This window comes from Microcystis sp. LEGE 00066, assembly GCF_015207925.1.
Lineage (GTDB): Bacteria > Cyanobacteriota > Cyanobacteriia > Cyanobacteriales > Microcystaceae > Microcystis > Microcystis ichthyoblabe_A.
Genome location: NZ_JADEVX010000069.1, coordinates 1 through 21698, shown reverse-complemented (window position 1 = coordinate 21698; position 21698 = coordinate 1). Strand labels below are relative to the sequence as shown.

Genomic DNA, 21698 nt, shown 5'->3' with positions numbered 1-21698 from the left:
GGTATGATTGCTGTAGCGGTGGAGGGGGAAAAAATATTTTTTCTATCTAGAATCGCTGCCAGTCCGACTCCTGCACCGATCAGACTGATCCACTGGCCAAATTTACGTCTGTTTACTTTAATCATCCCGATTTTTCTGTCATTATCACCCCATCCATTATACCATGAAATTCTGACTCTTATTTAGTCACTGCCACCTATCCTTAATAATCGATGCCCAGCTTTTTGACTGTCCATAAACATTGGTTGATTGCAGCAATTATCACCTGCTTAGGTGCTTTTTTGCGAATCTATAATTATGATTCTTTGCCTCCAGATAATTGGACTGCTGACGAATATGCTTTTGCTTGGAGTGGTATGAGTTTATTACAAACGGGTATCCCCACCAGTTGGTCATGGTTGAGTCCCACGGATAATTTTCCTACGGTGGTTTGGGAAGCGAAAAATATCCGTTATCGTTTGGTGACTCCCTGGTTTGATCATCCTCCTTTATTTGGTTTATTGGTGGGTTTATTTGCTCTTTTAGGAGGAGCAAAGACTTTTTTTGATTGCAGTTTAACTATTATTAGAGTCCCTTCTTTATTCTTAGGTATTGCTGCGATAGTTTTGGTCTATTTACTGGCTCTCAAGTTGAGTAATCTATCGATCGCTATAATCGCTAGTTTAATTTATGCCACCAATCCCAATACAGTTTTCCTCTCTCGGTTAGCTATTAGTGAAAATTTAATGATTTTTTTGTGCTTATTGGTTGTCTTACTTTATTGGCAATACTATCAAAATCATCGGAAAAAATATCTCTACATCGCCGCTTGTTTAGCTGGTTTAGCCTGTTTAGTCAAAGTAACTGCTATTTATTTAGTAGTATTATTAATTGTCCTCTTGATTTACGAAAAGCAAGGACGAGAGGCTATTTATGTGACTGCGATCGGTGCTTTCTTTTTCTCTCTCTATTTTCTCTACGGTGCTATCTATGACTACGATTTCTTTCGGAAGATATTTCAAGAACAATCCCTGCGCTTCGAGGACTTTAACTTTGTCAAATATCTAACCACTCCCACGGTATTTTTCGAGGATGGTTGGCTAATTTTTAGCTGGTTAACCCTCTTACCCTTTCTCCGAAAGAATCCCGCTAGTCCTCAAGTTAGATTACTCGCTTTACCAGTAATCCTCTACACCTTAATTTTAGTTGCCACGGGAGCGCAAAGTCACTTTTTTACTTGGTATATGATTCCTTTTTATCCGTTTATGTTTATTATTCTAGGCATCTTTCTCGATGATTTTCGCCAAGAAACGGACGCATTAACTGCCTCAATTATTTTTATCTTTCTGGGAGTTTGGTCGATTCATCTCAATCTAACAGCCTGGATTTTAGCCTCTCCCTACGGTCGCTATTATTTTATGATCGGTACGGCAGCAATTCTGGGAGTATTCTATCTCAAGGATATCTTTGGTCTCTTTAAAAAATTCTGGATCGATCGCTTTACTTTTCTGCTCTTCTTGGCCCTGTTGGCAGCTAATATAAATGTGGTGTTAACCTATAAGTTTTCTGGTTAAAACTTAGCAAGAAAGAAACCCGAAAAGGGATAAATTGGCCTGGGAATCGAGAGTAAACTTAACCCAGATCGCTGACTTGAAAGAGGGTGTAGGGTGTGGGGTGTGGGGTGTAGGGAAGGAACCCTCTTTCATCTGTGGGGGTGAAAATTTTTTCATCGGGACTGACTCAGGAATAACTTATTCTTGGCCAGTTCCAGCCAATGTTAAATTTATTAATAGACTGTACTGCATTTAAACTGCGTATTGAGAATTTTAGTACAAATGCTCAAACTCCTTTTCCCCGCTCATAGACAGTCTTAACGAGTAATTTAGATAGTTAACAGTTTAGACTCTTTAACTTATTGTCCCCTAACCTTTGCACTGAACTGATAAATGTCGATCGATTTTCGCAATCTTAATACACTTTGGGGTTCTATTTTAGTCGAAACATTGGCCCGTTTGGGATTGAAGATAGGGGTGGTTTCTCCCGGATCGCGATCGACTCCTTTAACGGTAGCCTTGGCAAGACATCCTCAGATTGAAGCTATTCCCATTTTAGACGAGCGCTCGGCCGCTTTTTTTGCCCTGGGATTAGCCAAACAATTATATCAACCGGTGGTTTTAGTCTGCACTTCCGGGACCGCCACGGCTAATTTTTATCCCGCAGTCATTGAAGCAAAGGAAAGTCATGTCCCCTTATTAATTCTAACCGCCGATCGCCCCCCAGAATTGCGTCATGCTCATGCCGGTCAGACTATCGATCAAGTCAAACTCTACGGTAATTATCCCAACTGGCAAGCGGAAATTAGCTGTCCTAGTGCCAATATCGAGCGTTTACGCTATCTCCGTCAAACTATCATCCATGCGTGGTTTCGCTGTCTCGATCCTGTCCCCGGAGTGGTGCATCTGAACTTACCATTTCGGGATCCCCTCGCACCAACTACCGATCTAGAAATCAGCAATTTAGAGGCTAATTTTGACCAAGAGGCTTTTTTTAGCCATATATCTCGGCAAAATATCCCTATTAACCACTCAATTCTCGAAATTCCTTCTTTACCCCCCCAAGGAATTATCATCGCGGGATTAGCTTCCCCGCAAAACCCCGAAAGTTACTGTCAGGCGATCGCTAATTTAGCTCGATCGCAACAATATCCCGTCTTAGCAGAAGCTTTATCTCCTCTGCGAAACTATGCAGGGTTAAATCCCCATCTCATCACCACCTATGATTTATTATTGCGGAATCCTGCCCTTAGAACCCAATTAACCCCCGATGTTGTCCTGCAAATTGGGGAACTACCCACCAGCAAAGAATTACGGACCTGGTTAGAAGAAATCGACTGTCCGCGTTGGATTATCGATCCCCATCCCGATAATTACGATCCTCTACAGGGAAAAACCGGACATCTCAGGGGAAATATCGAGCAATTAGGGGATTTATTCCCATATCAAACGGATAATAACCGAGAATATCGAGAATTATGGCAAAAATTCGACCAGCAAGCTAGATTTAAAATCGATCGCCTTTTGGCAGCAGAAACTAAACTGATTGAAGGGAAAATCCCCTGGCTGCTTTCCCAATACCTCCCCCCCCGCACCCCGATCTTTATCTCTAATAGTATGCCTGTTCGCTATGCCGAATTTTTTAACCCGCCTAGCGATCGCCAAATTCGTCCCTATTTTAATCGCGGGGCCAATGGCATCGACGGCAACCTCTCCACTGCTATAGGAATAGCTTATAAAAATGTCCCTAGTCTGCTATTAACGGGAGACTTAGCCCTATTACACGACACAAATGGTTTTTTAATCAAAAAATATTTTGTTGGCTCCTTGACCATAATTTTAATCAATAACAAGGGGGGAGGCATTTTCCAGATGTTGCCGATCGCCAAATTTGACCCTCCCTTTGAAGAATTTTTTGCCACTCCCCAAAATATCGACTTTTGCCAACTCTGTCACACCTACGGTATTGATTACCATTTAATCAGCGATTGGACTGATTTTAAGCAAAAAATCGCATTTTTGCCGGAATCAGGGATAAGATTACTAGAAATATCCTGCGATCGAGCTTTTAATGCTCAATGGTTTCTCAGTAATTATGTGTAGGTTGTGGGGTGTGGGATGTGGGGTATGGGGAGAATAAAGCTGCCTATTGCCTATTGCCTATTGCCTATTGCCTATCCTGATATGTAGCCTATACTCAACGGATTTAGTATTAATTCCCTTTTTCGAGAAAGTGAATACAATGGGTGGAAAGCGCGTTAAAAAGGTCCGATGAATCGACAAAGACGGCAAAAATCAAGACAATTTTCTCCCCCCAGATATTCTATCTTTCCCTGGGAGCAATGGCGATGGGGAGTGACTTCTTTGGTGATTAGTTTAGTCTTGTCCCTACTGATTTTAAAACTGAATACCTCTAGTCTCTCCACTGCCACCATAGATATTTTAAATCCCTCCACGGTGGGGGAGAATTTGGCCGGTAAGAGCCTAGATGAGTTAGAAAAGCAGAAAATCGCCGAATTTTTGCAAATTACCCCGCCAGAAACCCTCTTAACCCTCGATCGCACTCCTTTGTTTATTCTCCACGATACAGCTTGGAGTATGACTGCGGGTAACATCGAAGAACAGAAAAAATATGCTCGCGGTCCGATGAAATTGGGTCCTAATGTTTACATCCCCCGCAAACAGAATTCCAAGGATAGAGACATTTTAGACTCGATCGCCCGGCCTTTTTTTGAACGTCACCGTCCCACTGCCACTTTTTATGAACAAGCAGCCGAAATGCTGCCCGCAGACACCAGAGATCAATTAGTGCGTCAACTGTGGCAACTTACCCCAGAAACTATCCGCGTCAAGGGTTTTGCAATTGCTTTAGAGGGTGTTCCCTTGAGTACGCGATCGGCCCCTGAGTTAGAAAAAAGGGCGAGAATTTGGTTAAATACGCCTTCAGAAGCCGTCTTTAGGCGTTTAGTCAAAGAATATCCCACAAATTACTTTGATGGGGCAAAAACTACCGCATTATGGGCAACAGAAGCGATTTGTCAGCAGCTATCTCACCCTAATTGCGATCGCTTGCAGCCGGTTTTTGCCGAAAGAAATCGTCGGGTTATCTCCAGCGTTAACATTGAACTGGTACAAGCACCGGGATCCCACTGTTTGACCAAAGGACGCTTGCAAACCCTCCCCGGTTACAGCGATTTTCAATACCAACAAACGGCGAAATATTATCTCCTCGCAGCCTTACAAACGGGACAACTACCGCAAATTGTCAGCCATTTTGCCGTCGATAGTTTTCTGATTAATCAAGGAAAATATCCCCATTGTGACCCCCGGGGTTTTGATCTACAACGTCTTTACAATCTCATCAGTGAAGCTTTGGATTATGACCCCGGCACTGTTTATGGTATCGTCCCTCGTTACGGCACAAATATTATAGCTGGTGATAATATTTGGTGGCATAATCGAGTTTTTGATGCGGCCAATTTACCCACAACTTTAAATTAGACCTGATCATTTAGAAATATCCACTTCTCCCAAAGCTTCTAGATAGGTAATCGCCGCTTCTAAAGGAGAATCGTAGCTATAGGAAAACTCCTCAAACCAGCGTCCTTCCTCCGATTTGGCATCCAATTTATCTAACCATTGCTTTGCCTTTCTAGTTAAAGCTTCTCGCTTGCGCTGCTGTTTTAATGCCGACGCTTTTTCTTTTTCCGCTGCCTCCTGTTGTTCCCTTTCTTGGTTTTCTAAGGCTAAAGCTTTTAAAAGCGCATCGGTAGAAGAATCGCCGGCATAATTAACCTTAAATTCGGACAGATAACGATCTTTTTCTTGGCGAGAAGAAGGGGACGGCATCGGTTTTTCCTGATCCCGTTTCTGGTATTCTGCCTTCATTTGTGCCAGTAAATCTTCTATTTCTCCCATAATGGTCAAGTTAGAAAGTAAAAAGTTAAAAAGATAATTGCTCTGATTGCCTCTGCCTTAATAACTAAGTAGCTAGTTATAATTAAATTGAATATGGCACCCCCCTTAATCTCCCCTTGATAAGGGGGGTGCTGATCCCCCCAAAAGCTTGGATTGACTGATAAAATCGAAAGTAATACCCGATGTCTCAAGTTAATCGGGGGAGGATTTTTGGGGAATTTATCTCAGTCATAATTTTACCAAAAGTAGCGGTCGGGGTGAATAGTGGTTTGACGTTGTTGGGAATTGTATTCTAGCAGGTATTTTCTGGCGATTACTTCCTGTTCTTCTAATAAGAGTAGCTCATTTTGTCCAATTTCTGTATCGGTAGAAAGGAGGATGACTTGAGAGGAAGCAGCGGGAAAGTAACGTTCAACTAAATTATGGCGATGGGAAGAATCTAAACGTCCGAGAGGTGTATCAATAGCGATGGGTAAATCTCGTCCGGAAACTCGCGCTAATCCCCACAAAAAAGCGATCGCTAATAGTTGTTTTTCTCCGGCAGAAAGACGGTGTTTAGGCACATTTTGTCCATCGGGACCAAAGAGAGATAGACCAAAAGTATCAGCATTGATCGCTATTTTCTGAACTAGATCGGACTTATGCAATAAATAACGAAAACATTCCGCCACTTCTCCCTCTAATCTATTTAATTTTTTTAAAGTTAAGCGTTCTTTAAATACTTTTAAAGTTTGCTGTGCTTTGACAATAGCATTAACGATATGTTCGTTACTTTGCGATTCTAAAGCTTTCTCACTATAGGCAAATAATTCTTTTTTAGTTTTCTCAATTTTCTTTTTGATTTCCTCATAATTTTTGTGGCTTTGCTCGTATTCTGCTTGAGCATTTAGATACTTTTTCTGAGCGGTTTTTAAGTTATTACTCAGGGTTTCGTATTCTTCGGGAGAGGCTGCTACTGCTAATTCTCGCTCTAAATTATCTAAGTCAGCTTCCAGATTTCTTAATTGTTCTATTGCTTGATGAGCGAGGTTAATTTGTGCCGGTAATTGATGGGTTAAGACTCGATTTAATAACTCGATCGCCTCCTCGTCTAAATCTAAGTAAGAAGTAACCAAAGAATCCTTATCCTCAGCTAAAAACTTATTTTCTTGCTCTAAAAACTCCCTAATATTCTCTAATTGTTCTAAAGTTAAACTTAGTTGTTTTAAATAAGCAAGTAACTTTTTATCTCTAGATTCTAAAACCGATTGAGCGACTTGAGCAGATTGAAATTTTAGCTCTTTTTCTCCCTGAATTTTAGCAGCTTCTAGGAGAGGAAAAATTAACTTTAATGGTAATAATTCCCCCGCCAATTGACCTAAATATTCTCTCTGTTTATCTAACTTTTTATCTACCTCCTTTTTTCTGCTCTCTAATTGACTTCTTTCTGCGGCAATTTTTCCGCCATCAATGCGAAATTTATCCGAGACTGCATCAAAATCATTTCTAACCAAATCTAAATTTTTTTGTTGAGTTTCCATCTCTTGCCTAGCCAATTCTAAATCTTCTTGGTACTGGGCTAATTTTTTCTCAATAGCTTCAATAGTTGCTAGTTCATTTTCTGCTGCTAATAACCGGCGCTTGCGACTAGCTAAAATATCGAGATCAACGGCTAATCTTTCCGCTAATTCTAACCCTAATAAAGTCTGCATCGAATCTTTAACACTGTCAGGAGGTACATCCTGTTCTGCCAATTCTTTTACCTGTTCCCCATCAAATAAAAACAGGTTAGAAATACCCAAAGGTAATAAAGTTTCAATATATTCATCCCAAGTATTAGCTAAGGCAGGATCGGGCCAATCTTCATCTAAAATACCGAGGGTATCCTTACCATCTTTAGGCTGTTTTGTCCAGTATCTAACGATACGATATTGTCGCCATTGTTCATTAACCAGATGTTCAAAAGCCAGTTCTATTCTAGCTTGATCGATGAGGGAAGCTTGATTATTAACTGCTTGACTGAGAAACTCGGCATAACTTAAATTATTGCGAGTAGAACACTTCGCCCGCGCACCATACAAAGCCAAACGAATCGCATCCATTAAAGTAGTTTTACCGCCCCCATTCATACCTCCCAAAAGGATAATCGGACAGGGATTGTTATCTTTTTCAGGACGTAAATTAATCACTTGACGACCAGCATAGGGACCGAAATTTTGCAAAACTAATTCAGTAAAAATCATTAACAGTCAGGGGTGAGGAGCGGTAATTTCTACCCTAGACAAGTATAACAAGCGATCGGAGCTAATACCAAATTTCTAAATCCATGACAGACATCCACGCTCGAATGCTTGCCAAGCTTGCATTCGTTGTGACGCAAATAAAGAAAAATGGTATAATCCCCCTATTTTCGGCTTGTGGGATGGGCAGTTAGGGAGAAAGTAAAATAGAGACGTTGGGGGCAACGTCTCTAGGAGATTTAGCAAAAGGTCTAATTTTTATTTAATTTTGCTTTTTCTCAGGCGTGTTAGGGAGAAAATACCGCCTAGGGTCAAGAGGGCGAGAACATTATCCGCTTCTGGAGTAGTAACGCCACCGTTGATAAAGAATTGAGAGCGGTTCCAAACACTTCCCCCCACCCTGCGACCTAAAATTCTGCCTTGAATATCGCCGTCGAGGAAGTGAATACCGCCATAACGACGGGAAATACCGGCTTCATCCGCCGCTTCTGAGAAAGTATCCCAAGAAAGAGTTACCGGACTACCAGGAGTGATGCCCGGTTCAAAAGCTGAAGTACCGGGAGCAAAGGTGACAGAACCACCAAAGACATCGCTACCAGTGAAAAGACGCAGGATTTCCGCCCCAGCGGCACTAAAGGCACTATGGCCAGAGGTATATTCGGCAAAGGGTGGCGAAGGAGGACCAAAGGGATTCTGGTAGGTGAGAAATTGGGTGGCGGGAATAGTGATTGTGCCTAAACCGGGGCCGCCCCAAGCGTTAATGACAAATACGCCATCACCCCGGTCAGTCCCGATTAAACCCAAGCGACCTAACTCGCGAATCACGCGCACGGGACGGGCGGAATTATAGGATAGTTTCGCTTCCCAGGTGGCAATCCCCGCGTCCATGACTGCATTACCGAGGGCGAAGAATAACTGCACATCTTCGTCGAGAGTATTATTATCCCGCTGCGAGATATCTTGCCCGAACTCCATCCATGTACCCGGAGGGAAGGGGGTTCCAGGGCCATCTTCCCAAAATTCGGCGATTAGTTTCTGTTCGTCGGTGAGATTGGCACTGAATTCCACCACATCAACCGCCTGCTGGATGAAAGCGGGATTGATATCTACTCCCACTAAAGCTGCACTAATAGGAACCACTGTACCATCAGCCCGGGTGATCGTTCCCGCCTGTAAATCCGCCGAAGCGTTGCGATCTGACAGAAAACGGATGATTTCGGGGGGACGGTATTGAGCATTATCGGTTAAAGAGAAGGATTGCACCGTTCCCCAGTGGGGGGTGAGATAGGTTTGTAGTGCTGAACCAGAATCGATGGGAACACTCTCCGGAGTCCAGAGTTCGATATTGACCACTTGAGTGGGAGTGTTGGGGGTGCTATAACCGATGGTATCAACGTAACCGTTTAACTGATTGGAACCGTCATTACGACGGGCATTCATCAGTGTGGCGGCGATGGTGTTACCGATTCCCGCTGCCGTAGTGGTATCGGTGCTGGTATTGTTGGGGTTGTAACCGAGACTATTCATCCGAGCAGTCAAATTAGCCGTTTGTGTGGGTAGCAGTTCCGTTAACACCCGATAGGCGGCAAAACTAATCGCTTCCTGTTTATTGGCTTGAGTATTTTCGCTCGTAGGACGTTGTAAAGTATCTCCTAGAACGGTACTAATGGGAGTAGCTTCGTAGGCTGACCAAGCATCGTACATAGCAGTGCCAAGGATGCCATAGAGCCGAGAAGCTACCGTTGGTCCCTGGGGTTGATTTCTGACACCTTGAGTGGCGGCACCAATCCAATCACTGGCCACCGTGACCGCTTGAGCAGATGACACTGGCAGCAAGGCAGTGGAAGCAATCCCTAAAGGGAAAAGGGTTAAAGAGAGTATTTTTTTGTACATGACCAGCAAATGGGAACAAATGAGCGGAAAGCGAGGAAAAACGGACTAAGAGAAGGATTATCCCTCAGATAATTTCAATTCAGGGCAGCTTAGTTTTTGGTTCTTTGGAATCTCGATAAAATTCCCAGAGTTCCCAAGACAACTAACCCCACGGAAACGGAAGGTTCAGGAACAGGGGTTGAAAAAACCGCTAACTGCTCATCACGACAGGGGAAAAGACCATCCCCTGGGGTAAGGGTACAGCCACCATTAAAGGTGGTTAACTGTGCTTGTAACAGTGCGGGGTCGCTACTAGCTGGTCCATGGTCGCGAACTACGTTCCACACTTCTGCTGTCAAGGGATTGAATAACCCATTACCAAATAACACTTGATTAGGATTAGGCAGTTGACCGATACCGACTTGAGCAGAGAAATTACCCAGTCCATTTAAACCAATTACTTCTCCATCGGCAAAAAATGCCGAAGCATTGACAGTAGGATTGGAGAAGTCGTCTTCACCACAACCCCCGACGCAAAACTCAGGGTTATTGAAGATAACCCACCACATGGTATAGGCGGCCCCGGGGGATAAATTGCTAGTGGACACGGTACTTGCAATTCCCGTCGCCGTTCTAGTTAGGGTTCCCGTGGAACCAGCAACGGTGCCGCTATTAACCAAGTCTAAAAGAGATACGTTTTGAACGAGAGCCGCTTGCGCTGGGGAGGTAGCGACAAATGCGCCTAGTAAAGCGATGGTAGAAACTGTTAATTTTTTGCTCATTTTGGGCTTTGAATTTGTACTATATCAGTTGATTAGCAGCAGAAATTATGCTGAAGCAGCAGCGGGGCTACTCCCAAAGACAGATGACTAACTTTTCCGCCCAGTCTAAGCGCATTTATGCCCAGCGTCAAGTTAAGTTTTTTTAAAAGATTGCATCGTACTGTAGGGGGAGCCAAAGCTTAAAAAAAGCTCAAGTAAGCTCCGATGGACAAAACTGGCTGGATAAGTTTTCCACAAAATTCTGGTGCTGCCCATTTCCCCTTTTTTTCCTAACCTCTCAGTAGATTACTTCTTTCAAAACTATACCTATCAATCGTTTCGGACTCTTTTAAGTTTTCTATCTTTTTGTTAAGAAATGTACACATAATGGAGGTAATAAGGGAGAGGGCAGTATCATGACACAAGATGAAGATAATTGCCAATTCAGGTCTAAATTGGCAAATCGATTTTCACGGAATAAATCTCAAAAAGCTTGTATTCCTGATCAGTAAGACAAGAGGAACACCACAATGACCACCTTAAACATTGCATTTTCTGGAACTCTCCTACGATTTGTGGACTACCAAAAAGAAGTTTCCCTAGAAGCGGAAACCATCTCCAAAGCTTTACGGACTCTCACGGAAAAATATCCCTCTTTAACGGCTTCTCTCTACGATGCGAATGGCGAAGTTCGCAAAGTTCATCGACTTTTTTTAAATGGGGAACAGCTTTTCTCGAATGAATTAGACCGCAGTATTCAAGAAAATGATCGCTTGCAAATTTTAACGGCAATTGCTGGTGGTTAATTAAAAATATGAAGTAATTCCCAGCTTTAACTATCAACAGGGAAGATTAACTGTTTCGTCGGGCAGGTTTATCTATCTACTTCCCTAGTCTTATTTTATTGCCACAAAATCTTTAGCCGAGGACGACAAAATGGTTAGTACAGTTGCCGCAACTACTCCCACTTCATCCCCACCGAGAACCAGTGAACTTACTCTCGCCGCCTGTCCGACTTTATTCACTCCCTTGCAGATGCACCAGCGAGAACTTTTGCGCTTAGGATTAAATGGTTGGGCGGGATGGTTGCGCGATCACTTGATGAGTATTCAAAAGTTAGTGGAAAACTATCAAACCAGTATGGTAGTTGCTATGGCCCATCTGCGCTACATCAAAAATGTCACTTTTCACGATTGCGAAACGATTCAACTCGTCACCCGTGCCAGTTGCATTAAGGGGGGAGTATTATTAGAAATGCCTTCTAGTATCTTGGCTGATAATCAAGAAGTGGCACAGGTAAAAATCAGTTTACGTCCAGTAACAATCACCGATCAAGTGAGTTTAGGAGCAAAACCAGGGCGATTGCCAGAGGAACTGATAAATTTATTCTCGGAAGAAGAAATCTCGAAAAAATTTGAACGTCCAGTCCAAAAATTAACTAAACAAATTGAAGAACAAAAACAGGGTGAATTAATCGCAGAAGGTCGTTATCCCTTCCAATTGCACCGCTATGCTCTTGATTTTGCCGATCAATGGGCTTTTATGGAAGCGGCAGCCTACATTAATGCTAGTCGGGAAAAACTGGTTCTTGGCCAAGGTAGCAAACAACCAGCTCTGAAAGTGGGTTTCAGTAATCCCCTACAAGAAATAGATATCGAACTGCACAAACCCTATTTTCTCCTTGATGAAGGAGTTGTGGACACGAAAGTCTATCTTTGGCAGCACCGAGTAGTTTTTATCCATCGCTTACTAGGTTACGGCACGGGGGTGGAAGAGAGTTACGCCACAGCGATCGAACAATTTGACCGGTAATCGCCTAAAATCTCGCCAAAAACAGCGATCGGTCAATTGAGTACCGATCGCTGAGTAGGGTTTGCGGCAAAAAGATGGCTCTTCGTTACTCTTTATGCTAAATCAACAGACAAGATGCCTAGATAACATACTTCTAACCCAAAAATTCCGTTTCTAAAGCCATAGCCTCTCCGTTTTATTAGTTTCAGTTTATTGTTGATTCCCTCGACCACCCCATTCGTTGTCCTTCGCTCGAAATAACTAATTATTTCTCCAAAACAGTTTCGGATTGTTTGACAACTCTTGGTAAAAACAATGGAGGATTTTGCCAACCATTCCGAGATAGATAGCATTCCCTCTGTCGGATTCTTTGAGGTTTCGTAAATTCTTCTGAATTCTTCCTTTAATTCCTGCATCTCTTTCAAATTTGGAAAATTTTCTTTGATAGCTTCTAGTTTGAGTTTTTTGGGTTCCGTTAAATCTTCTTCATTTTTTAACAGGCTATATTTACTTCGCTTTAAAACTTCTAGCTTTGCTTCTTTTTCCGCTTTCTGTCTTTTATTTTTCTGCGCTTCTGCCGTTGCTTTTTTATTTTTCGATTCGATTCGGAAAACTATACCGATATTTTCTAGGTGTAGATAGCCTTGAATAGAGGTTCCTTCTAGGTTCAAAAATTTGTGGCTCTTCGTTACTTGGTATGGTTCGATAGGGGGGCATAAATCGACTAAATCCTTATCTGGCAAGGGATTTAATTGATTAGTTCGCTCTAGATCGAAAATAATTGACAAAAATCGCTAAATGCCTTTCTATATAAGGGTTCCATCCCTTATAACCCCCGTTCATTGCATAACACAAACCGAAGAGCCAAATTTGTCAAGTATGATAAGTAAAATACTCTGGTTTTTGGCTATTATATCAAGTTTTAACTCGATTGTCTATCTTTTGGTATTAATTTATTTGTGCCGTAAGTGTCTCCCTGTATAGATTTCAGCTACTTTTAGGCGTAGGCACTCTCATCGAATTTTATTTTAAGTTAATTATTTGCATAAAAATTACCGAAAAGCCGTACTTTTTGATTGACAAAAAGTCTAAAAGTCTTACCCAACAAGGTTTTTAGATTTATTCAGCCAGCCCTAGATACTGTCCTCGATTCAAGCGGCCATGTCTAGCCCCTGGTCTCCACCGCTTAAACTGTCTGTTTGTCAAGTACAATTTATACAAAATAAGTGCGATTGCCCTGCTAAGTATATAGGGACAAAAAAATCCTTATCCGGAAAAAATTGAGACAAGAGGTTGATAAAAACATCATGAATCGTACCCTAGCCAAAAAAATAGCAGCAGAAGTCGATAGTCGTTTTGGCAATTTTATTCGCGAACGCATTAACCCCGGAGTTTTAGAACGGGATGCCAATGGTACTTGTATATCAGAAGATATTTTTGCCGAAGCTTGTCGTTTAGGGATGACTCCCTACCCTGTAACTCAAGAATTAGGAGGTGGAGGGGCTGATCAGCTATCCTGGGGAATGATGCTCGATCGAGTCGGTTATCTCTGTCAAGATCTATCCTTTCCCTTCGTGATTTCTCTGCGCGGTTCGGTGATGAGAATGATCTACAAGTCAAAACGACAGGACTTGATCGAACGTTACCTGAAACCGATGATCGCGGGGAAAAGAGCACCCGCTTTTGCCTATACCGACGGTGCGGATCCTTTTTCCTTTAACACCTGCGTCAGAGAAACCCAAGGCGGATATATCCTTTCTGGCAAAAAACTTTTCACCACTGGCGGTTACAATGCTGATACGTTTATGACCTATGCCCGTCATAAAACGGATAGTTTTGACGATCTTAAGGTTTTTTTGGTGGAAAAAGAATTCCCCGGAGTGGAAATTGTTCCCTTACCCATGGCAGGATGGCGCGCTGCTGGCATCTCAACGGTACATTTTCATGATGTTTTTCTTCCCCATGACTCGGTGATGGTGGCGGCCGATGGGTTAAGTCATGTGCAGGAATTTTTAAACGCTCGTCGTTCTATCTTGGTTAGTCCCGTTTTGGGCAGAATGGAGGCAATTTTGGAAGATTGTGTCAAAAGTCTCAGTCATTCCATCCGTTACAATCGACCCTTAACCGCTATGCAATCAGTACAGGCAGAGATCGGTAAAATGTATAAACTGCTAGAAACCAGTCGCTCGATCGTCTATCAATCCCTAGAAGCTGAGGCCTCTGGTCAGGTAGATCCTCTCTGGGAACCGATTACTAGCTTAGCTAAATCCTATGCTACCGACAGTGCTATCGAATTAGTTTTGATTGCCCAACGTTTGTTAGGAGGGGCAGGACAACTGAAAACTAACCATTACGAGCGTTATTTGCGAGATTTCTGCGGTTTAATCCCCGGAGGTGGCGCTCAAGGTACTCTAGATGTAGATCTGGGAGTTGCTATCATTAGTAAATATGATATGTAAGTTAGTCGGTCTTTTCCTAGCAAGAGCGGTCGGCATTTTGGCTGAAAGTGAGTAAGGAAAATTCCGCACCGACACCCTGCTCATCTTTGCGAGAAAATTGCTATGATCACCATCGGCGAATATTTATTCCAGCGTCTCCATAATTTAGGGGTTAATCATATTTTTGGGGTGCCGGGGGATTATGTCCTCGATTTGATGGATGTTTTGGTGGAAAGTCCGATCGAATTAGTTTGCACCTGTAATGAGCTTAACGCAGGCTATGCCGCCGATGCCTACGCGCGAGTCAAAGGTATGGGTGCTGTCTGTGTCACCTACGGAGTGGGGGGATTTAGCCTCGTTAATGCTGTGGTCGGTGCTTACGCTGAAAGAGTTCCCCTGGTGGTGATTAGTGGAGCTTCTGATCGCTCGATTCGCCGGGATAATTTATTATTACACCACACCACGGGCGATTATAATCTGCAATTTTCGATCATGGAAAAAGTCACGGTTGCCTCGGTTATTCTCACTAATTCCGCCCAAGCAGCCAGTCAAATCGATCAAGCTTTAGCCGCTTGTTTGCATCACAAACGTCCTGTGTATATCGAAATTCCTCGGGATCTGGTCTATCGTCCCTGTATCCCCTCAGAAAATCCAATTTATTTAACCGATAATCTCACGGATACCGCCGCTTTAGAAGAAGCCATTGAAGAAGCGGTTTTATTATTAGAAAAAGCGGAAAAACCAATTATTTTAGCGGGGGTAGAATTCCATCGGTTTAAACTCCAGGATAAGTTACTGAAACTTTTAGAGGTAACGGGTTATCCCTTGGCCACCACTATTTTAGGTAAGTCGTCAATTTCGGAAATGCAGCCGCAATTTATCGGCACTTATGTGGGAGCATTAAGTCGCGAATACGTTAGTCAACGGGTGGAAAATGCCGATTGTGTCCTCTGTTTAGGAGCGATTATGTCCGATATGAATTTAGGCGGATTTACGGCTAATTTAAATCCCAATAATTTGATTAATGCTAATTCCGAGAAAGTAAAAATTAAACATCACTTCTATCAACCGGTATTCCTAGGGGATTTTATCGATGGTTTAATTGATAAACTAAGTCACAAAGAAGCAGCTACACTAGAGATTAAACCCGCGGCCGAATTGAAGGATTTAGAATTCATCGCCGTGCCAGAGCAAAAATTAACTAATGCTCGTTTCTATGAGCGAATGAATCATTTTATCGCTCAAGAATCTTTTGTTATTTCCGATACAGGGGACGCAATTATTGCCACAATTGATTTATTAATGCCCCAACAAACCGACTTTATTGGTCAAGCATTTTATCTCTCTATTGGTTATTCAATTCCCGCCTGTTTAGGAGTAGCTTTGGCCGCACCCAATACTCGTCCTATCGTCTTTGTGGGTGATGGTGCTTTTCAAATGACCGCCCAAGAACTTTCGACAATTATCCGTCACCATCTCAATCCAATGATCTTTTTAATTAATAACGACGGTTACACGATCGAGCGGGTAATTCAGGATAATATTTATAATGATCTACAACCGTGGAAATATCATCAATTACCAGCAGTATTTAACGGGGAAAGTTGGAGTTGTCAAGTCAGAACCGAAGGGGAATTAGAAAAGGCTTTATCAATTGCCCAGGGTAACATCGATCGCCTATCATTTATTGAAGTACATCTCGATCGTTTTGACTGTTCCCCAGGCTTAATTCGTTTAGGTCAAGCTGTACGTTCACCCCATGCTTAGACTGGTTATGCTATTAGGTTTTAACTGTGTGAAGCTGCCCTAGTACACCAGACTGAAACTCTTTTCGCTCCCAAGAGTCAACAATTAAGATACAATCGGTATCTTAATCAAAGTTTGCCGGTGACAACCGCAACTAAAAACCCTATGAATGCTTTTTGGAAACAAATCACCCTACTGAACTTTTCCCCCGCTTCTTGGTCAAAATATAGCTATCTGCATCGTTTCGTCGGCCTTTTTAGTCAATGGCGACAGGGTAGCCGGTTTGTGGAGTGGACAGAACTGATGGGTGCGCTGTTAATCTCTCTTCTTATCGCCACTGCGCCGTTTTTCTCCACCAGTCAAATCGGTTTTTTATTGTTAGCAATAGCCGGTTATTGGCTAATCTTAACCCTTGTGGACGAAGGCAAAATCGGGGTGACACCGATTCACTTTTTAGTGCTTTTATACTGGGGGATTGCCACGGTTTCCACGGCTTTTTCTCCTGTTAAAACCGCAGCTTTGGAAGGATTAATTAAATTAACTCTCAATCTCATCTTTTTTGCCTTTACCGCCCGAATTATGCGCTCGCCACGCCTAACAAATTGGATTCTGACTACTTTAGTTTTAACCGCTTTAGCAGTCAGTGTTTACGGCATTCGTCAGCAAATTTTTGGCGCAGAACAGTTAGCAACTTGGAACGATCCCACTTCAGAATTAGCGGGAGATACTAGGGTTTATAGTTATCTCGGTAATCCTAATTTATTAGCTAGTTATTTATTCCCCGGTATTGCTTTTAGCGGTGCGGCATTATTTGTGTGGCAGGGATGGCTACCGAAAATTTTAGCGGCTTTATTAACTTTAGCCAATGGTGCTTGTTTATTTTTTACCGAGAGTCGTGGCGGTTGGATTGGTTTGATGGTCTTAGGAATTGTCTTCTTATTGCTATTATTTTATTGGTTCAAAAATTATCTACCGTTATTTTGGCAAACATGGCTTTTACCCTTAATTTTAGGGGGTTTAGCCGTGGTGATTTTAGGGGCGATTTTATTGGTAGATCCGCTGCGAATTCGGGTGATGAGTATTTTTGCAGGCCGGGAAGATAGTAGTAATAACTTTCGGATTAATGTTTGGGATGCAGTTATTCGCATGATTCAAACTTATCCGCTTTTGGGCATCGGACCGGGTAATGATGCTTTTAAGAAAATTTACCCCCTATTCATGAAGCCAAAATACACGGCTTTAAGTGCCTATTCTGTGGTATTAGAAATCATGGTAGAAACGGGAATTATTGGTTTTACCTGTTTCCTCTGGTTATTAGTCACGACTATCGGCCAAGGCATCCATCAAATTAAACTTTTACGCGATAAAATGGATATTCAAGGCTTTTGGTTAATCGGGGCAATTGCCGCTATGGCCGGAATTCTTGCCCACGGTTTTTTTGATACAGTTTGGTATCGTCCCCAAGTTAGTACCCTCTGGTGGTTAGTTTTGGGTTTAATTGCTAGTCGTTGTTATTCCCCCGCCAGGGATTTTGATCGCGACAATTCTCTCCTCTAGGGGGGGGAAATGGGGGAGCATTGAGGAGTTATTTCAAATTACGGATAGGGCTGCTCTGAAGGGTATTTGAAGCTCGTGTAGGCGTAAGCGAGGGGGATTATTAAGAAAAATCACAGACCTTTCATCCTACCATCTCTCGGTGGCCAAAGCAAGAGATAATTAAATTAGATCGTTTCCCAGTTTGTTCTGCGCTTGGTGCGATTTCCCAACTGCAATAACGAGAGTAAATCCCTGTGGCCGTTATAGAGACGAGGGAGGAAAATAATGGATCGTTCTCTTAAGTGGGCCGTTGCGATTGTCATAACTCTGATCCTCGTGCTTTCCCCGGTCTTTTTCCAGGGCTGTGGGGCGACAGAGTGGAACCCGAAAGGAGGGAACGGTCAAGATACAATGCTAACCCTTACTCGCACTGACAACGGCAAATCCATCACCATGCAGGTCAACGACCTACTGCTACTGTCCCTCGACGAGAATCCCACCACTGGCTTTCAGTGGGCGGTCGATGGTGGCGGGGGCGATTTAGTGGAGCTGCAGTCCTCTGAGTATCTACCTGCCAGGGAGTCGAAAGTCGGCGGGGGCGGTCAGAGAGTCCTGACCTTTAAAGCGCAACGGGCTGGGATAGGCCAACTAAGGCTTAAGCTCTGGCGAGAGTGGCAGGGAGAGCCGTCAGTTGTCGAACGATTTACTGTTACGCTCCAAGTCCGAGAGTAAAGGCTTCTCAGATAGCCAAGGGCTAGTGAGTAACGACTTAGGAGGAAAGGAAAAATGAGTGAAACATTTGTAATTCCCGCAATGGGATGGTTGCCTGACTATCCCGATATTCGTGATGTCACTTTTCAATCTGAACGCGTACCATCCAAACTGCAAGCTTTGGGACAGCCATCTGTCAAGCAAATGCTGGCCAAAGTGGGAGCAACGACATCTGCCCCAGCAGCGCTACCGGCCGGCGTGGACTTGAGGCCGTGGTGTTCCCCCATGGAGGATCAACAAACTATCGGTTCTTGTACGGCCCACGCCGGGGTCGGACTGGTGGAGTATTTTGAGCGGCGAGCTTTTGGCAAACACCTCGATGCTTCCAGACTCTTCCTCTACAAAGTGACGCGCAACTTGCTCAAATGGACGGGAGATACGGGAGCCTTCTTGCGCTCAACAATGTACGCCCTCACCTTGTTTGGCGTACCACCAGAAGAATACTATCCCTACAATATCGCTGATTTTGACAAAGAGCCGTCGGCATTCTGCTACGCTTTTGCCCAAAGCTATCAGGCGATTTCCTACTACCGCCTCGATCCGCCCGGGACGGCAAGAGACGCACTGTTAGCTCGGATTAAAACCGAATTGTCGAAAGGTCTGCCCTCGATGTTTGGCTTTACTGTTTACAGTTCTATCAGTCAGGGCAACACGACCGGCAAGATTCCTTACCCGACTCGGGGCGAGAGAGTTCTCGGCGGTCACGCCATTGACGCAGTTGGTTACGACGACAACCTCAAGATTAAGAATACTAACCCCGGTGGCATTGAAACCACTGGTGCCTTGCTGATTCGCAACTCCTGGGGGACGGGATGGGGAAGCGCTGGCTACGGCTGGCTGCCCTACAAGTACGTCCTCGATGGTCTGGCAACTGATTGGTGGTCGCTAATCAAGAGTGAATGGATCGATACGGGACAGTTCGGATAGGAGACCGATTCGATAAGGTGTGAGGGGCAAAATAAAGGCTTCTGGTGAGTTTTTTCAGAATAGGGGGGACGCTGGGAAAACTCACCGTTTGTTGAATTTTTTAGGGTATGCAGACTACATCATAAATCGATGCTATTCAGAGCTTAGAGGGTATGAATTATGAATAATAATAAAGATAAAAACGATAAGAAAGATAAAAAGGATTTCTGGGATATTAGTAAAATCGTGGTAACTTTATTATTTACAACTATAGGAGGAGGTGTAGTAGGAGGGTTTACAGCCCTCACGAGTTATCAATTTCGTGTCCAAGAAATCAATATAAAAAGAATTGAAACAGTAGAAAAATTCATGCCTTATTTAGTAGGTGAAGTCAATGGAAAGCCCATAACAAATCCTGAAATTGCCAGAGAAAATACTATTATAGTCATTGCATCCCTAGGACATGAAGAGTTGGCAATTAACTTGGCAAAGCTTAATCCTAGCAAAGCATCTATTCTTGCCCTTCGTAGTATCGCTTTAAAGTCAATTCATCCAGATGCAGTTTTGGCTATTGGAGAAATAGGGAAAAATGCAAAATCTTACTTAAAAAAAGAGGCTAGTTTAAACCTTAAAAACATAATAGATCAATTGGATAAATCTAAAAAAGCTGATATTTTGAAAATATCTCAGACAATTTTGGATGAATTGAATAAGGAGCAAGAACAAGAATATGAATATCTAAAAACATCAAAAACTACGACTGTAACATGGGCTATAGTAATTGGTAGCGATACAAATTTAGCGGGAGCGCAAGATGAGCAAAAGCGAGCAAAAGCTCAGCAATCTCAAAATAAAACTTTAGTGAAAAGTGAAATTATTATCTATGAACGCCAAGGATGGTATGCCACTGTCGTTAAAGGTATCGATCAAGACAATAAAGATAAAACCTTGGGCTATTGGCGGGAAAAATTTAGACCAAGCTCCTTTCTAATCGATTTTAACGATTGGTGTAAAAACCCGTCTGAGGATAAAGGTGGATATTTTGAATGCGAGTAAGCATCAAAGCAAGCTGTGATCGGGTGATAATTTTTAGAGATGTCCACTTTTGGTTCCACACTGTGAACAAAACATTGTTTTCTCCTGAGAGCAGATTTTCCGTGGACTCACTAAATTTTTTTACTCCAGCCTTGAGTTAGCTAAGGTAATACTAGCAATTCATAGATCGGCTCTACCAATTTGGCAGAATTTAGAAATATCCTGTAACTTACCGTTCATCAATAACTGAAATTTAAGCATAGATGCGATCCTCGATCGCCACCGATTGTAGAAGTCTTTCCACGATAGCTTTAGCTTGACGACCGTGACTAGGAATCAGACGATGGCAGAAGACGTAGGGAGTAATCAACTTAACATCATCGGGGATAGCATAATCGCGACCTTCCAAGAAAGCGTAAGCTTGAACTGCTTTTTGCAGAACCACACAACCCCGAGGACTGACTCCTAAACTAATATCTTCGTGATCACGGGTAGCGCGGACTAAATCGACGATATATTGCTGTAAAGTGGGAGCTACCTTGACCAGACTCACTAATCTTTGCAATTCTCCCACCTGTTCTAGGGAAATACAAGCTTCTAGGGATTTAACCGTCTCTTGAGAATGCTGTCTTTGTAACATTTTTAATTCTTCTGTGGCGCTGGGATAACCCAAACTCAGGCAAACGGCAAAACGGTCCATTTGCGCTTCTGGAAGCGGAAAAGTGCCTTGATATTCGATTGGGTTTTGGGTTGCGATAACAAAGAAGGGTTGGGGGACCGGCCGCGCTTCTCCATCGATGGTAACTTGTTTTTCTTCCATGACTTCTAGAAGTGCCGATTGGGTGCGCGGTGTGGCCCGGTTGATTTCATCGGCCAACAGGACGTTAGCAAAAGCGGGGCCAGGGATAAATTCAAATTCGCGACTGTTGGGGTTCCAAATCGTCGTTCCCGTGATATCACTAGGAAGGAGGTCGGGGGTGCATTGTACCCGTTGGAAACGACCGTTAATTGAACGCGCTAAGGATTTAGCTAACAGGGTTTTGCCGACTCCGGGTACATCTTCCAGGAGAGCGTGGCCACCACTGAGTAAAGCCACCAGCACAATGCGAATCGATTCGGTTTGGCCGACGATGCTCTGGCTCAAATTTTCCATCAAAATATCAATAGCGTCTC

At 43.1% G+C, this 21698-nt stretch carries 16 protein-coding genes and 1 pseudogene; 11 read left to right on the top strand and 6 right to left on the bottom strand.

Going from position 1 to position 21698, the window contains the following annotated elements; translation table 11 throughout:
• Window positions 1-212: 212 nt before the first annotated feature.
• The 3 genes from IQ224_RS11545 (at window position 213) to IQ224_RS11535 (ending at window position 5033) form a co-directional block, all read left to right on the top strand.
• A complete protein-coding gene (locus IQ224_RS11545) occupies window positions 213-1553 on the top strand; it encodes a glycosyltransferase family 39 protein (RefSeq protein WP_036402832.1) in 1341 nt (446 codons plus the stop codon).
• Window positions 1554-1925: 372 nt separating this feature from the next.
• Window positions 1926-3635, top strand: coding sequence for a 2-succinyl-5-enolpyruvyl-6-hydroxy-3-cyclohexene-1-carboxylic-acid synthase (gene menD / locus IQ224_RS11540; RefSeq protein ID WP_004157664.1), 1710 nt, complete (start codon window positions 1926-1928; stop codon window positions 3633-3635).
• 168 nt (window positions 3636-3803) lie between these two features.
• Window positions 3804-5033, top strand: a complete 1230-nt coding sequence (locus IQ224_RS11535; protein ID WP_004157666.1) for a hypothetical protein — start codon at window positions 3804-3806, stop codon at window positions 5031-5033.
• A gap of 6 nt (window positions 5034-5039) precedes the next feature.
• Here IQ224_RS11535 and IQ224_RS11530 read toward each other — a convergent pair whose 3' ends face one another.
• From IQ224_RS11530 to IQ224_RS11515, 4 genes are all read right to left on the bottom strand, one after another.
• Window positions 5040-5450, bottom strand: coding sequence for a salt stress protein, Slr1339 family (locus IQ224_RS11530; RefSeq protein ID WP_004157667.1), 411 nt, complete (start codon window positions 5448-5450; stop codon window positions 5040-5042).
• 236 nt (window positions 5451-5686) lie between these two features.
• A complete protein-coding gene (dndD, locus tag IQ224_RS11525) occupies window positions 5687-7672 on the bottom strand; it encodes a DNA sulfur modification protein DndD (protein WP_194032961.1) in 1986 nt (661 codons plus the stop codon).
• A gap of 255 nt (window positions 7673-7927) precedes the next feature.
• Complete coding sequence (locus tag IQ224_RS11520) at window positions 7928-9562, bottom strand: vanadium-dependent haloperoxidase (RefSeq protein ID WP_004157671.1); 1635 nt, start codon at window positions 9560-9562, stop codon at window positions 7928-7930.
• Between the two features lie 89 nt (window positions 9563-9651).
• Complete coding sequence (locus IQ224_RS11515) at window positions 9652-10323, bottom strand: hypothetical protein (RefSeq protein ID WP_194032960.1); 672 nt, start codon at window positions 10321-10323, stop codon at window positions 9652-9654.
• Window positions 10324-10832: 509 nt separating this feature from the next.
• Between IQ224_RS11515 and IQ224_RS11510 the strand changes: the two genes are divergently transcribed.
• Both IQ224_RS11510 and IQ224_RS11505 read left to right on the top strand, forming a co-directional pair.
• Window positions 10833-11108 (top strand): MoaD/ThiS family protein, encoded by a 276-nt coding sequence (locus tag IQ224_RS11510; RefSeq protein ID WP_002740056.1) that lies wholly within the window; start codon window positions 10833-10835, stop codon window positions 11106-11108.
• Between the two features lie 130 nt (window positions 11109-11238).
• Window positions 11239-12114 (top strand): hypothetical protein, encoded by an 876-nt coding sequence (locus IQ224_RS11505; protein WP_194032959.1) that lies wholly within the window; start codon window positions 11239-11241, stop codon window positions 12112-12114.
• Between the two features lie 102 nt (window positions 12115-12216).
• Here the strand turns inward: IQ224_RS11505 and IQ224_RS11500 are convergent.
• Window positions 12217-12674, bottom strand: a pseudogene (locus IQ224_RS11500) (transposase); the annotation flags it as partial.
• A gap of 726 nt (window positions 12675-13400) precedes the next feature.
• Between IQ224_RS11500 and IQ224_RS11495 the strand changes: the two are divergent.
• The 6 genes from IQ224_RS11495 to IQ224_RS11470 all read left to right on the top strand — a co-directional run bounded on the left by IQ224_RS11495 (window position 13401) and on the right by IQ224_RS11470 (window position 20546).
• On the top strand, window positions 13401-14552 hold the full coding sequence (locus IQ224_RS11495) for an acyl-CoA dehydrogenase family protein (protein ID WP_002748352.1): 1152 nt from the start codon (window positions 13401-13403) through the stop codon (window positions 14550-14552).
• Between the two features lie 102 nt (window positions 14553-14654).
• Entirely contained in the window at window positions 14655-16298 is a 1644-nt protein-coding gene (locus IQ224_RS11490; protein WP_002748354.1) for an alpha-keto acid decarboxylase family protein, read from the top strand.
• Window positions 16299-16442: 144 nt separating this feature from the next.
• A complete protein-coding gene (locus tag IQ224_RS11485) occupies window positions 16443-17834 on the top strand; it encodes an IctB family putative bicarbonate transporter (protein ID WP_194032958.1) in 1392 nt (463 codons plus the stop codon).
• Between the two features lie 264 nt (window positions 17835-18098).
• Complete coding sequence (locus tag IQ224_RS11480; RefSeq protein WP_002748358.1) at window positions 18099-18545, top strand: protease inhibitor I42 family protein; 447 nt, start codon at window positions 18099-18101, stop codon at window positions 18543-18545.
• Window positions 18546-18599: 54 nt separating this feature from the next.
• Window positions 18600-19511, top strand: a complete 912-nt coding sequence (locus IQ224_RS11475) for a C1 family peptidase (RefSeq protein WP_002748367.1) — start codon at window positions 18600-18602, stop codon at window positions 19509-19511.
• 159 nt (window positions 19512-19670) lie between these two features.
• Window positions 19671-20546 carry a hypothetical protein gene (locus tag IQ224_RS11470; protein WP_002748369.1) on the top strand — a complete coding sequence of 292 codons (876 nt, stop codon included), beginning with the start codon at window positions 19671-19673 and terminating at the stop codon, window positions 20544-20546.
• A 232-nt stretch (window positions 20547-20778) separates the two neighbouring features.
• Here IQ224_RS11470 and IQ224_RS11465 read toward each other — a convergent pair.
• The coding region (locus IQ224_RS11465; protein WP_228036206.1) for a MoxR family ATPase at window positions 20779-21698 on the bottom strand (920 nt) is incomplete at its 5' end.

What these genes read in the sequence shown, in the direction of transcription:
- menD (WP_004157664.1), top strand. Translation starts at nt 1,926, where the DNA reads ATGTCGATCGATTTTCGCAATCTTAATACACTTTGGGGTTCTATTTTA.
- IQ224_RS11545 (WP_036402832.1), top strand. Translation starts at nt 213, where the DNA reads ATGCCCAGCTTTTTGACTGTCCATAAACATTGGTTGATTGCAGCAATT.
- IQ224_RS11475 (WP_002748367.1), top strand. Translation starts at nt 18,600, where the DNA reads ATGAGTGAAACATTTGTAATTCCCGCAATGGGATGGTTGCCTGACTAT.
- dndD (WP_194032961.1), bottom strand. Translation starts at nt 7,672, where the DNA reads ATGATTTTTACTGAATTAGTTTTGCAAAATTTCGGTCCCTATGCTGGT.
- IQ224_RS11485 (WP_194032958.1), top strand. Translation starts at nt 16,443, where the DNA reads ATGAATGCTTTTTGGAAACAAATCACCCTACTGAACTTTTCCCCCGCT.
- IQ224_RS11480 (WP_002748358.1), top strand. Translation starts at nt 18,099, where the DNA reads ATGGATCGTTCTCTTAAGTGGGCCGTTGCGATTGTCATAACTCTGATC.
- IQ224_RS11530 (WP_004157667.1), bottom strand. Translation starts at nt 5,450, where the DNA reads ATGGGAGAAATAGAAGATTTACTGGCACAAATGAAGGCAGAATACCAG.
- IQ224_RS11505 (WP_194032959.1), top strand. Translation starts at nt 11,239, where the DNA reads ATGGTTAGTACAGTTGCCGCAACTACTCCCACTTCATCCCCACCGAGA.
- IQ224_RS11520 (WP_004157671.1), bottom strand. Translation starts at nt 9,562, where the DNA reads ATGTACAAAAAAATACTCTCTTTAACCCTTTTCCCTTTAGGGATTGCT.
- IQ224_RS11495 (WP_002748352.1), top strand. Translation starts at nt 13,401, where the DNA reads ATGAATCGTACCCTAGCCAAAAAAATAGCAGCAGAAGTCGATAGTCGT.
- IQ224_RS11510 (WP_002740056.1), top strand. Translation starts at nt 10,833, where the DNA reads ATGACCACCTTAAACATTGCATTTTCTGGAACTCTCCTACGATTTGTG.
- IQ224_RS11490 (WP_002748354.1), top strand. Translation starts at nt 14,655, where the DNA reads ATGATCACCATCGGCGAATATTTATTCCAGCGTCTCCATAATTTAGGG.
- IQ224_RS11515 (WP_194032960.1), bottom strand. Translation starts at nt 10,323, where the DNA reads ATGAGCAAAAAATTAACAGTTTCTACCATCGCTTTACTAGGCGCATTT.
- IQ224_RS11535 (WP_004157666.1), top strand. Translation starts at nt 3,804, where the DNA reads ATGAATCGACAAAGACGGCAAAAATCAAGACAATTTTCTCCCCCCAGA.
- IQ224_RS11470 (WP_002748369.1), top strand. Translation starts at nt 19,671, where the DNA reads ATGAATAATAATAAAGATAAAAACGATAAGAAAGATAAAAAGGATTTC.